Here is a 13,726-nt window from a genome sequence, read left to right as displayed (position 1 = left end):
ATTTAATGACATATACTACTTTCTCTAGAATAAATAACAACCAACTTTTTGAACCAATGTTTTTCGGACAACCAGTTAACATTTCTAGATATGATCAACAAAAATATGAAATTTTCGAAAAATTAATAGAAAAACAATTATCTTTTTTTTGGAGACCAGAAGAAGTAGACTTATCAAAAGATTCAATTGATTTTAAAAATCTTTTAGATCACGAAAAACACATTTTTATCAGTAATCTAAAATATCAAACATTATTAGATTCAATTCAAGGAAGAAGCCCTAATATCGCCTTTCTACCAATCGTTTCACTTCCTGAATTAGAAACATGGATAGAAACATGGTCATTTTCAGAAACTATTCATTCTAGATCTTACACACATATTATTAGAAATATAATAAATAATCCTTCATTAATTTTTGACGATATAGTACATAATAAAAATATAGCAAATCGAGCACGAGACATTTCTAAATATTATGATAATCTTATTACTATGACCAGTTATTGGCATTTATTAGGAGAAGGAATACACATAATCAACGGAAAAAAAATTTCGATTAATTTACATGAACTTAAAAAATTATTATATCTTTGCCTGATGAGTGTTAACGCATTAGAAGCTATTCGATTTTACGTAAGTTTTGCTTGTTCTTTTGCATTTGCAGAAAGAGAAATTATGGAAGGAAATGCAAAAATCATTAGATTAATTGCTAGAGATGAAGCTTTACACCTTACTGGAACACAGTATATTTTAAATATCATACAAAATAAAAAAAATAATGAAGAGATGTTTGAAATTTCTCAAGAATGTCAAAAAGAATGCTATAACTTGTTTATTTCTGTATCAAACCAAGAAAAAGAATGGGTAAAATACTTATTTCGAGATGGATCTATGTTAGGATTAAATAAAGAAATTTTATCACAATATATTGAGTATATTACTAATATTCGTATGAATGCCATTGGATTGCCTAGGCCTTTTTTAATTACTTCTAATCCTATTCCATGGATAAATTCCTGGTTAGCATCAGACAATATTCAAGTAGCACCTCAAGAAACTTCTGTTAGTTCTTATTTAGTAGGACAAATTGATTCTGAAGTTAGCAATATCGAATTTAATAAATTTAAATTATAGATATTATCATATTTAATGATTATTTAAGTTAATAATAAGAATATTATTAATTTTAAGTTAAATACTAAAGTAACGTATTTTTTCAATTAACTACATTTTTTATTATATATAAATATCTATTGAGATTAACTTATTATGATATACATAAAATTAAATTGTTAACAAATAAAGTTCTTATAAAAATTTTTTAATCTCACGTTATAAAAAATATATTTTCATTACTACCACGACTTATAATAATATTAAATATAATATCTAAATAAGATTTTATCTTTTTTGAAATTTATAAACTCTATTTAAAATATTTAATTGTCCTTTATTCAGATTGTATTGCTGTTATAGCAATAGTATAAACTATATCTTGTACTGAAGCTCCTCTAGACAAGTCATTAACTGGTTTTTTAATACCCTGTAATATTGGACCGATAGAAATAGAATTAGTAGATCTCTGAACTGCTTTATAAGCTATATTTCCAGAATCAAGATCAGGAAATATAAATACTGTTGCACTTCCATTAATAGAAGAATTAGGACATTTCAACTTTGATACTGTACTATCTATTGCTGCATCATATTGAATAGGACCTTCTATAATGAGATTAGGACATCTATTACGAACTATATCAGTAGCTTCTTTAACTTTATCTACCTTAGTTCCACTACCTGATATCCCAGTTGCATAAGATAGCATTGCTATTTTTGGAATAACACCAAATGAAATAGCAGTATTAGCCGATTGAATTGCAATTTCTGCTAATTGGTTAGAATTAGGATTAGGATTAATAGCACAATCAGCATATAACAATACATGATCTTGTAATAACATAAAAAAAACAGAAGATATTAAAGAAGTAGATTCAGAAGTTTTAATCAACTGTAGAGCAGGAAGAATAGTGCTAGAAGTAGTATTTATCGACCCTGATACTAATCCATCTACTTTATTTGATTCTAATATTAAAGTAGATAAAATAGAATAATCATTAAGAATTTTTTTTGCATGTATTTCAGTTATTCCATATTTACTCCGTAATTGTACAAAACGCTTAATGTAATCATCTTTTATTAGTATTGGATTTAAAATTTCTATATTAGAATTAAATTTAATATTATTTAACTTAGCAAGTTTTCGAATTTCTCCGGGATTCCCTAAAAGAACGCAACGTGCTATACCTTGAAGTGAACAAATAGAAGCAGCTCGAATAATACGTAATTCATTACCTTCAGGAAGAATAATTTTTTTTATCTTTTTTCTAGCTAAATTTCGTAAATTATAAATAAATACTGACGGACATATTTGATATTTACATATATGTTTACTTTTTAAAGAAACTATTAAATTATCATTAATATTAAATGAAATATATTTTTTTACTTCGTTAAATTTTTTAAAGTTTTTAATAGAGATTTTAAAATTAAATCGTCTCAATAATAAAATTATTTGAAATATATTTTTCTGAACCAAAAGAATAGGAATATTTATTGTTTCTATAAAAGCATGAGATTTCAAAAAATTTATGTAAAACTCATTACTATCAGTTAATAATATAGAAACAATGGAATTGTTTTTACTTACATTTTTCCATATATCTTTAAAATTAAAAAGACAATCTGACGAAAGAATTAACATAATACGAGAAAAAGAACGACTATTATATTGAAAAAAATCATTTTTATTATAAATAATAATGGATTTAATAAAGATAGAACTTAAATCATGCTTATTAATAATGTATGCTTGAAAATATAAACGTAACTCTTCTAATGTTGGTTCTAATAATTTACTATTCCATGGGATATTTCCTAATATCGAGAGATCGTAACGTTGACATGATGCAGTTACATCAATACAATCAACTCTTTTTTTTCTATTTACCATTTTAAATTTATCAAAAATATGTATAAAATCTTTAAATATATTTAATTTTGTCATTTTGAATTCATTAATTATAATACCTCTAATATCTATGTTCTTTTTTTTTAAAAAATATTTCTTAATAATTTCCATTATGTCATTTATATTAACTGTATTACATTTTGTTAAAGTACATACAAAAATAACTTCTGCATTTATTGCCTGTACAATGTCGTAATTTATTATATTAGATAACATTATTGAAGATTCTAAATATATTCCTTCTAATAGAAGGATATCATTACCCTTTACATTAGAATCAATTTTTAATAAAATACTTTCTATGATGCTTTGTTTTCGATCTTCTATCAAAAAATCACTCAAATTATTAATTTTAATTGGATCAAGACATGAAATAGAACTCATATTTTTTAAAATTTCTGTAGTGTGATCGAGTTTTTTATGATAATTTACACAATCAAAAATTGGCTTAAAAAACATTACATCAAAATTATTATTTTGTATTTTTTGAATTAATCCTATACTAACCGACGTTAATCCAACATTTATTCCTATAGGAACTAACATTAAAGTACGTGTCAAAATTTACTCCATAAATTATAAATACTTTCTAAACAATTGTATTTAACAACAACGAATTACCGATATTGCTTCTTTTGCTATTACTAATTCTTCATTAGTTGGTATTACTAATATAGAAACACTATGTTTTGTACTAATAATGCCCTCCTTACCTAATTTCATTAACGCATTTAACTTTTCATGAACTCTACAATTTATTAAAGATAATTTGGAAACAGTAAGAGTCCTAATTAAGCAAGAGTTTTCTCCGATTCCTCCGGTAAAAACAATAGCATCTAATTTTCCTTTCATCAATACAGTATAAGAGCTAATATATTTAGACAAACGATTACAAAATATGTCAATAGACAACTTTATATTATTATCAGAAACATATTTATTTTCTAAATAACGAAAATCACTACTGATTCCATTTAATCCTAATAATCCAGATTTTTTCATCAAAACATATTCAATATCTTTCATACTCATTTTTAATTCGTTGTACATAAAAAAAATAATTGAAGGATCTATATCTCCACTTCTAGTACCCATAACTAATCCCTCTAATGGTGTTAAACCCATTGAAGTATCCACACATATACCATTTCGAATAGCTGATATCGACGCACCATGTCCTAAATGACAAGTAATAATATTTAATTGTCTTGTAGGAATTTTTAAGATTTTAGATGTCCTAGTCATTACATAAAAATGACTAATGCCATGTGCTCCATATCTTCGAATTCCATGATTCTTATAAAAACTATAAGGAATAGCATATAAATAAGATATTTTCGGTATAGTACTATGAAATGCTGTATCAAATACAGCCACATTTTTTTTTTTTAAATGAGGGAAAACATCAAAAGAAGATTTTATACCCAATAAATTTATAGGATTATGCAAAGGAGCAAAAAGTGAAACATTTTTAATATGTTGTATTATACTTTGATCTATTATCACTGATTTATTTATTTTCGATCCACCATGAACAACACGATGTCCTATACATGAAATATTATTAAAAATGTTTAAATTATTTTTTAAAATATGATTTGAAATAAATTTAATAATTTCTTTAAAATTTGTTTTCTTACTTAAGAAACTATTATATTTATTAATACCAATTTTCCACGAAATACTTATATTAGAAGAACACAAAAGATTTACTATTCCCGATAGTACTATTTCATTTTGTTTTGGATCTATAACAGAAAACTTTAAAGAAGAACTACCGCAATTAAGCGTTAATACTAACGAATTAGGCATAATGATTTTCCAATCTACAAAATTTATTGTATTATACAATATATATTTTATCAGATTTATTAAAATATTTTTTAAAATTTCAAGATATAATCTTCAACAATTAAGTTTGAAATTCCAAAAATATTATATATAATATATTATTTTAAATAATTATACGCATATTACAAAATATTAATTATGAGTTTACAACAAAAAATTATTAGAGATTTAGGTGTAAAATCTACTATTAACCCTAAATATGAAATTTATAGAATAATCAACTTCATTAAAACATACTTACTAAATTATACAAATATAACAACATTAGTTCTAGGAATTAGTGGTGGACAAGACTCTACATTAACCGGAAAGTTATGTCAACTAACTATACAAGATTTAAATAAACACAAAAATAATAAAATTTATAAACTAATTTTACTATGTTTACCATATGGAAAACACATAGATTTTCAAGATTGCCAAGATGCAATAAATTTTATTCAACCAGAAACAACGTTAAATATTGATATTAAAAATTCTGTACTGAGTACTGAAAAATCATTAAAAAATGCTGGAGTAAGTATATCTAATCATATGCGAGAAAATAATAAAGCTAGAGAAAGAATGAAAATACAATACAATATTGCAAGTATAAATAACGGAATAGTAATCGGAACTGATCATGCCTCAGAAGCTGTTACTGGGTTTTTTACAAAATATGGAGATGGAGGATCAGATATTAATCCCATTTCAGAATTAAATAAAAAACAAGGAAAACTTTTGCTAAAGGAACTAAAATGCCCGCCTCACTTATATCTTAAATCACCTAGAGCAAACTTAGAAGATACATATCCATACAAAACTGATGAAGAAATTTTAGGAATTACCTATCTTGATATTGATTCTTATCTAGAAGGAAAAAAAATTAATAAAAGAAGCCAACTAATAATTGAAAAATACTTCATAAACACTAAACATAAACGTCATATGCCAATAACACCTAATACATTGTCACGATATATTCTTAACAATGTGTAATAGCTTTATTCTCATAATAAATCTTAAGATATTTTATGTTTAATATCACTTAAATTAAAAACTAAAATTACTTTAAAATAATTAATTAATATAAATAACATAACCAATTTGTTTGTATTAAAAAACAAACTTTTATTTTTTAATAAAAACAATTTAAATATACTTACTAACATTAGTGTTTATATAATATGTATTTAAAATATAATATATTTTAAATTATATTTATAAAAAATAAAATAGGTAGCTATTTAATGTAATACCATTTGCTTTTTTTTTATCGAATGAATTTGAATCTTAATTATTTCACTAATAGGATCTTCAGGACAATGCTCTACGAAATAAATCAAATCAGTTAATGCAACATGATTACATTCTAATTGAGCATATATTAATCCTCGATCACGTATCTCATAAGGATCATTAGGATTTATTTTTAATAAAACGTTACTAACATTTAATGCTAACTCTATTTTTTTTTCTTCTATTAATGCATTCTTTAATGTATCAAGCATTTTTCGAATAACTGTTGAATATTGAACTGTATCTAAATCATTTTCATATAATTCTGCTGTAGGGCTAATATTTCCTTTTAACCAAACTTTTAAAATATGTTCACTCAATGTTTCTCCATTAAATGGATCTATTAACCACATTTTTTTATTAAATTCATCAGAACGCAAAATAAGTTGAGTAGGAAACGTAACAGGCATAAGAGGAAGACAAAGCTGTTGAGCAATATGTAACAATATCACTCCTAATGATACTGCAGTACCTTTACGAGTTTGTAAAACGTTATCTAACCATAAAACATCAGATAACTTATAAATTCCAGTAGCTCCACCAAATTTCCAATGATCATAAAATAGTTCTATTAATTTTTTTAATTTATAATGTATATTTTTTTCAGATTCTATATAAGATCTAGCTTCTTCTACTCTATTTTTTAATTCTTTAATAACAATATCAGCAGGAAAATCTAACCGAATAAGACGTAATGTAGCAATAATAGATTCGCATAACGGTAATTTAGAAATATCACAACTAAAAAAAGAAGTCATATCATTTCCAAGAAAATTTTATAATAAACATTTATTATTTAGTAATAATACTAAATATGATTATTTAATTATATATCAACGTAAAATCATTATAACATGAAATAATTGTAATTCATTAAAAGCAACTATATAGTTATTGTATCAAAATAATAAAATTCAAATTTATCATTTCTGACCTACAGTAATCCTATCATGTCCAGAATAATCTGGATAAGTAATTATATTTATAAAACCATATTTCTTAAATAATTTTTGTACTCGTACCTTTTGCATCCAGCTATGTTCTATTAATAACCAACCTTTATTATTTAAATATTTTTTAGATCTTTTGATAATATAATTAATAGAACCTAATCCACTACTTGTAGAAATTAACGCTATCATCGGTTCAAATAATAATTCTTTTTCTAAAATATCAATTTCTTTCAAACTAATATAAGGAGGATTACTAACAATAATATCAAACTTCCGATTAACAGAAGAAAACCAAAAGCTATTAAAAAACGTAATATTGTCTAAATGTAAATTTTCTGCATTTTTCCTTGCTATATTAATAGACTCTTGTATACAATCTATTCCTATAACGTAACAATTCGATTTCATACTAGCTAAAGCTAATGCTATGCAGCCACAACCTGTTCCTAAATCTAATACTGTCTTAAAATTAGTATTTTCTAATCTCATTAACGCTTGTTCTACTAAAATTTCAGTATCCGGGCGAGGTATTAAAGTTGAACGTGATACAATTAAAGATAAGGACCAAAATTCCTTTTTTCCAATTAAATAAGCAATAGGTTCACTATTTAACCTACGTTTTATTAAATTATTTAATTGTTTAAGGTCATTATCAGATATAATATAAGAATTATTACAGATTATCCAACTAATACTTCTATTCAAAATATGGCTTAATAATACTTCTGCATCTAATCTAGAATTAATATTATCTAAATTATTAAGTTGTAAAATTGCTAAATTTAACCAAGATTCAATATTCATTATCAGTACTTTTATAAAAATTAGACAAATAATTAGCTTGATATTCTTGAATAATCGGTTCAATCAATAAATCTAAATTTCCATTTAATATTTTATCTAAAGAATATAATACTAAATTAATTCTATGATCAGTTACCCTATTCTTTGAAAAGTTATATGTTCTATTTCGATCTGAACGTGTTCCACTACCTAAAAGACCACGACGCATAACAGCATTTTCTTCACGACGTTGAGATAATTGTGTCGCCTGAATACGTGAAACTAAAACAGATAATGCTTTGGCTTTATTTTTATGCTGAGAACGTTCGTCTTGACACTCTACTACATGACCAGTTGGGATATGCGTAATTCTAATAGCAGAATCTGTAGTGTTTACATGCTGTCCTCCTGCTCCAGAAGATCTAAAAGTATCAATTTTTAAATCATTAAAATTAATGCTTTCTATTTCTTTTTCTGGAACTACAGGAATAATTGCTACTGTACATGTTGAAGTATGAATTCTACCTTGAGATTCTGTTTTTGGTACTCTTTGAACTCTATGACCTCCAGATTCAAATTTTAATCTTCCGCATACTCCTTTTCCAGTAACTTGAATTATTATATCTTTAAATCCACCCTGATCACTATTAGTAATATTTATAATTTCTGTTTTCCAATTACGTATTTCTGAATATCTAATATACATTTTAAATAAATTACCAGCAAATATAGCAGCTTCATCTCCACCTGTTGCCGCTCTAATTTCAATAAAACAACTTTTGTTATCAAATAGATCGTTAGGTAATAATAATGTTTCTAATTTTCGCTCTAATTCAATTTTTTTAGAATGAAGTATTTTTAGCTCTTCTTCAGCTATATCACTAAATTCAACATCTTTTAATAAATTCATAACTGCATTCTTATTATCTTCATTTTTTTTCCAATTAACGAAACAACGATTAATATCAGATAATTTTAAGTATTCCTTAGATAACTTACATAATGCATCTTGATCAGAAGAGATATTAACATCAGACAACATAAGCTCTATTTCTTTATATCTTTTATGTAAAGCTTCTAATTTTTTTAGAATAGAACTTTTCATTTTTTGATATGCCTTTTATTCAATTAGTCTCAAAATAATTATATACATAATATACTTTTTTAAATTTAAAACTTAAAATAAATTATTTAAAATTGATTTTTAATTAATAACTCATGTTTTAAAAAAATAAAATTTATTATAATATAATTAAAATATGTTATTTTTTTATCATATACAATCTAAAAATTTTTTATTATAACACTCAGTTTATTAAATAATACCTGTTCTATAATACCTAAAATATTAAAAAATAATTATTTATGGAATAATCAACAACACGATCTCAAAAAAATAAATAATATTCAAATTAATAGTTGTTTATTATTTTTGTCAAATCGAATTAAAATTTTCAGCTATTTTGAACAATCTTCCCTCCAACACTATTCAATAATATTTATTGATCTCATTAGGCAAATATAATTCAAAATTATTATTGAAAATACCCTTCAAGTTATAGATAACAAAAAGTTACTATCTATTAGTAAAAAGCCAGAAATAACTTTATTAAAAATAACCGGTTTAATTATACCATTAAACTATTTTAACCAATGGATTACTAAGTTACCTGACGAAATACATAAATATACTTTTAAAAAATATTCTTATCTAAGAACATAGAAATATATTTATAAAAAACTATGAAGCATTACATATTTATATTATAAAAATAAAACTATTCCATTTTTTCCAAATTTAATTAAAATAGTACAAGAATAGAATTCTATCATTTTATATATTAATAAGTGGATTTTAAAGTAATGCAAACTATTTGGTTTTCTCCAGCAAAAATCAATCTTTTTTTAAATATTACAGAAATGCGTTCTGATGGTTATCATAATATTCAAACACTATTTCAATTACTAAATTATGGAGATATAATACATATAACTCCAAATAATAGTGGAAATATAAATTTATTAACATATATACCTCATATACCTCATTCTCAAAATATAATTATTCATGCTGCAAAATTACTAAAAAAAAAGCACGAAGCTTAAAAAATTATTCATCAAAATTGGGAGCTAACATTTATATAAAAAAAAATATACCAATAGGAGGAGGATTAGGAGGAGGATCATCTAATGCTGCAACAATTTTACTTACATTAAACGAATTATGGAATATAAAATTTAAACCTTCACAATTAATAAACATCGGGAAAGAGTTAGGAGCAGATATTCCTTTATTCATAATAGGAAAAACATCAATAGCAGAGGGTATAGGGAATATACTACATCCTATAACAACAAAAAAACGATGGTACTTGATTACTTATCCAAAAATTAAAATCTCTACTAAACAAATTTTTTCTCATCCACAATTAATAAGAAACTCTCCAAAAAAATGTATTAATTCATTATTGAAGGATCCATTTAAAAACGATTGTGAAAAGCTTATAAAACAAAAATTTTATAAAATAAATAATTTAATTGCATGGTTGTCTCAATATGCACCTTCTCGTATAACAGGAACAGGATCTTGTATTTTTTCTGAATTTCATTCAAAACAAGATGCAAATAAAATTCTTTCAATACTACCTAAAAACGTTTATGGATTTATTGCAAGTAGTACTAATACTTCAATATTAAATAGACAATTGAAATCATATTATTTATTTTAAACTCTATATTTTAATATTATAATTATCAAGATTATATCTTACATACTGAGGTTTTCTCGTGCCTGATATGAAATTATTTTCTGGAAATTCTGTTCCAAATTTAGCAAAGTCTATTGCCAACAGATTATACATGAAATTAGGAAATGCATTAGTTGGAAAATTTAGTGATGGCGAAATTAGTGTTCAAATTAACGAAAATGTTCGTGGAAATGATGTATTTATCATTCAATCCACATGTTATCCTACTAACGATAATCTTATGGAGCTAATTGTAATGGTAGACGCTTTAAGACGAGCATCTGCGGGGCGAATTACAGCTGTCATTCCTTATTTTGGATACGCTAGACAAGATCGTCGAGTTCGATCATCTCGAGTTCCAATTACTGCAAAAGTAATCGCTGATTTTTTTTCTAGTATTGGAATAGATCGAGTACTAACAGTAGATCTTCATGCTGAACAAATTCAAGGATTTTTTGATGTTCCTGTTGATAATGTATTTGGAAGCTTAATTCTGTTAGAAGATATGTTACAAATAGATCTTAAAAATCCTATAATTGTCTCTCCAGACATTGGAGGAGTAGTTAGAGCTAGAGCTATTGCAAAACTATTGCACGATACAGATATGGCGATTATTGATAAACGAAGACCTAATACTAATGTATCTCAAGTCATGCATATAATCGGAGATGTTGCTAATCGCGATTGTATTTTAGTAGACGATATGATTGATACAGGTGGAACATTATGTAAAGCAGCCGAAGCACTAAAAGATAGAGGAGCAAAGCGAGTGTTTGCATATGCAACACATCCTATTTTTTCAGGAAATGCAGCTAAAAATTTAAAAAATTCAAATATTGATGAAGTAATAGTATGTGACACAATTCCTTTACCAACAACCATTCAAATGCTTTCCAATGTTAGGACTCTAACATTAGCTGGAATGTTAGCAGAAGCTATTCGTAGAATTAGCAATGAAGAATCTATATCTGCTATGTTTGAACATTAATATCTACTATCATTTTTGACAATACAAAGTTTTGAGTACAATAAATTTTAAACGTCATTTACTTGTACTCAAATAATGAATTTTAATTGTTCTATTTTACTTATACGATTACAATTATTTTTTAAAAATATTTACACTATATTACATATAATATTACATAAAAATATTTTTTATAAAAATTCTTAGAAATATTTTTATAAAATAATTGTAATAAGGAATTAATATCGAATTTCTAAAACTTTTACTATTTGTAAAATTAGTTGAAAACTCTAAAAAAAACAATATTATACAAGTAATTAGTATACCTCTTATAAAACCGAATAATATTCCAAAAACCTGATTAAATATAAATAAGTGAAATTGTTTCACAAAAATTATCATTATATAATTCAATACAAATTTAATGAATAATAAAAAAATAAAAAATAATATAAAATTGATAATATATTTTATAATTATATTATGAATATAAATTGAAAAAAAAGAAAATAAATAATGATATCTAAAATACACGTACATTCCTATTACCCAAACAAAAATAGAAATAATTTCTTGGAAAAATCCACGAAAAAAACTCATTATAGTAGAAACTATAATTATAATTATTGAAATATAATCTATTGTATTCATAAAATTTTTATTTTTTATTTAAACACAGAGTCTTAAACATGTTTTTTAAAACACGTTTATTTAAGCATTTAAAATCTTGTAAATTTCTTTTACTGTAAAAAATGAACCAAATATTACAATAATGTCTTTTACAGTAACTAAACTCCTTATTTCTATCCAAGCTTGTTCAACACTAATAACAACTTTAGAACAATGAATTGGCAAATATTGCACAATTTCTTCAGCAAAAACGCTTCGATTTGTTTTTAATTTACTGCAATACCAAAAATCTACTATTGAAATTAAAGGAGTAACAATACCTAAAATATTTTTTCCTTTTAATATTCCAACTATAGCATATATTTTACCAGATCCCTTCATATTCATTAATTTCTTAGATAAATATTTTGTAGCATGATTATTGTGTGCTACATCTAAAATTACTTTAGGATTATCGGAAAATATCTGACACCGTCCAAGAAGTGATACTTTATCAATACAATATTCAATTACTTTTTTATTTATAGAAAATTGTGATTCAGTAACAGCAGCTAACGCTGTAGCAGTATTAATTAACGATACCTTTGGAAGAGGAAGATTTAAAAAGCAACAGTTTGTACTAATAAAAGCCCAAATGTTCTTGAACCGCTTATAATTCCAATCACGATTTATTAATTTTATATCAATATTATTTTTATAAATAATATGTTTTACAATATTCGGGATATTTTTTTCAGAAATAATTGCAATTTTATTTTTTCGAAAAATTCCAATTTTTTCAATTCCAATTAAGTTTCGATCATTTCCTAAAGTTTCTATATGATCCATTTGTATATTTGTAACAATTGAAACATTTGGATTTATAACATTAGTAGCATCTAATCTACCTCCTAAACCAACTTCTAAAATAACTATATCTAACTGACTATGTCTAAATAAGTATAAAGCTGATAAAGTAATAAAATCATAATAAGTTAACGGCAATGAATTGCGTGCATTTTCAACATTAGAAAAAGAAAGAACATGTAAATATTCTTCTAATTCAAATCCATTAATACGAACTCGTTCAGTATAGTTAAATAGATGCGGAGAAGTATACAATCCTACTCGATAACCAAGTTTTAAAAATATATTTTCTAATACAACACATGTAGTTCCTTTTCCATTAGTTCCTCCTACCATATAAATAAATGCATCCAACTTTAATATACCTAATTTCTTAGCAATATAAATCACATTTTTAAAGTTGCTACATCGAATACTCAAACCAAATTTTTTTATATAATCTAACCACTCAACAAAAGAAAAAGATTTAACTACATTATTGTGCATTTTATAGAACCACTAAAATTATTATTCATTTAAAAAAATTATATGTTACTGATTTTTACATACATTCAAATAATAAAAAATTTAATACAGCTAATTTCGATGTTAATATAACATTATTTAACTATATAAATGAATATAAAATAAATATAAAACTA

General features: G+C 24.5%; 9 protein-coding genes and 1 pseudogene. 4 read left to right on the top strand and 6 right to left on the bottom strand.

Annotation, left to right across the window (positions count from 1 at the left end; all coding sequences use genetic code 11):
• The first annotated feature begins 5 nt into the window (after positions 1-5).
• On the top strand, positions 6-1,136 hold the full coding sequence (nrdB, locus tag UAT33_00825; protein XBC43999.1) for a class Ia ribonucleoside-diphosphate reductase subunit beta: 1,131 nt from the start codon (positions 6-8) through the stop codon (positions 1,134-1,136).
• 316 nt (positions 1,137-1,452) lie between these two features.
• Here nrdB and pta read toward each other — a convergent pair whose 3' ends face one another.
• Positions 1,453-3,591 (bottom strand): phosphate acetyltransferase, encoded by a 2,139-nt coding sequence (gene pta / locus UAT33_00820; GenBank protein ID XBC43998.1) that lies wholly within the window; start codon positions 3,589-3,591, stop codon positions 1,453-1,455.
• 42 nt (positions 3,592-3,633) lie between these two features.
• A complete protein-coding gene (locus tag UAT33_00815) occupies positions 3,634-4,842 on the bottom strand; it encodes an acetate kinase (protein XBC43997.1) in 1,209 nt (402 codons plus the stop codon).
• A 177-nt stretch (positions 4,843-5,019) separates the two neighbouring features.
• Between UAT33_00815 and nadE the strand changes: the two genes are divergently transcribed.
• Positions 5,020-5,859: an ammonia-dependent NAD(+) synthetase gene (nadE, locus tag UAT33_00810; protein XBC43996.1), complete on the top strand. Its 840-nt coding sequence runs from the start codon at positions 5,020-5,022 to the stop codon at positions 5,857-5,859.
• A 248-nt stretch (positions 5,860-6,107) separates the two neighbouring features.
• On the opposite strand, the gene sirB1 is transcribed toward nadE, so the two are convergent.
• From sirB1 to prfA, 3 genes are all read right to left on the bottom strand, one after another.
• Positions 6,108-6,917 (bottom strand): invasion regulator SirB1, encoded by an 810-nt coding sequence (gene sirB1 / locus UAT33_00805; GenBank protein ID XBC43995.1) that lies wholly within the window; start codon positions 6,915-6,917, stop codon positions 6,108-6,110.
• A 165-nt stretch (positions 6,918-7,082) separates the two neighbouring features.
• Positions 7,083-7,916 (bottom strand): peptide chain release factor N(5)-glutamine methyltransferase, encoded by an 834-nt coding sequence (gene prmC / locus UAT33_00800; protein XBC43994.1) that lies wholly within the window; start codon positions 7,914-7,916, stop codon positions 7,083-7,085.
• Positions 7,906-9,000, bottom strand: a complete 1,095-nt coding sequence (prfA, locus tag UAT33_00795; protein XBC43993.1) for a peptide chain release factor 1 — start codon at positions 8,998-9,000, stop codon at positions 7,906-7,908. The genes prmC and prfA overlap by 11 nt, the downstream gene beginning before the upstream one ends.
• Before the next feature lie 758 nt (positions 9,001-9,758).
• Between prfA and ispE the strand changes: the two are divergent.
• A pseudogene (ispE, locus tag UAT33_00790) lies at positions 9,759-10,624 on the top strand (4-(cytidine 5'-diphospho)-2-C-methyl-D-erythritol kinase).
• A gap of 58 nt (positions 10,625-10,682) precedes the next feature.
• Positions 10,683-11,630, top strand: coding sequence for a ribose-phosphate pyrophosphokinase (locus UAT33_00785; protein XBC43992.1), 948 nt, complete (start codon positions 10,683-10,685; stop codon positions 11,628-11,630).
• A gap of 690 nt (positions 11,631-12,320) precedes the next feature.
• On the opposite strand, the gene folC is transcribed toward UAT33_00785, so the two are convergent.
• A complete protein-coding gene (folC, locus tag UAT33_00780; GenBank protein XBC43991.1) occupies positions 12,321-13,571 on the bottom strand; it encodes a bifunctional tetrahydrofolate synthase/dihydrofolate synthase in 1,251 nt (416 codons plus the stop codon).
• Positions 13,572-13,726 lie beyond the last annotated feature (155 nt).

This window comes from Buchnera aphidicola (Floraphis choui), from assembly GCA_039830045.1.
GTDB classification, from domain to species: domain Bacteria; phylum Pseudomonadota; class Gammaproteobacteria; order Enterobacterales; family Enterobacteriaceae; genus Buchnera_B; species Buchnera_B aphidicola_AX.
Note: the sequence above shows the minus strand (reverse complement) of the source record. Positions and strands in the feature narration are given on the sequence as shown.

Excerpts from the sequence above, each read along its gene's own strand:
- UAT33_00815 (XBC43997.1), bottom strand. The coding sequence starts at position 4,842 with ATGCCTAATTCGTTAGTATTAACGCTTAATTGCGGTAGTTCTTCTTTA.
- sirB1 (XBC43995.1), bottom strand. The coding sequence starts at position 6,917 with ATGACTTCTTTTTTTAGTTGTGATATTTCTAAATTACCGTTATGCGAA.
- nadE (XBC43996.1), top strand. The coding sequence starts at position 5,020 with ATGAGTTTACAACAAAAAATTATTAGAGATTTAGGTGTAAAATCTACT.
- prfA (XBC43993.1), bottom strand. The coding sequence starts at position 9,000 with ATGAAAAGTTCTATTCTAAAAAAATTAGAAGCTTTACATAAAAGATAT.
- prmC (XBC43994.1), bottom strand. The coding sequence starts at position 7,916 with ATGAATATTGAATCTTGGTTAAATTTAGCAATTTTACAACTTAATAAT.
- nrdB (XBC43999.1), top strand. The coding sequence starts at position 6 with ATGACATATACTACTTTCTCTAGAATAAATAACAACCAACTTTTTGAA.
- folC (XBC43991.1), bottom strand. The coding sequence starts at position 13,571 with ATGCACAATAATGTAGTTAAATCTTTTTCTTTTGTTGAGTGGTTAGAT.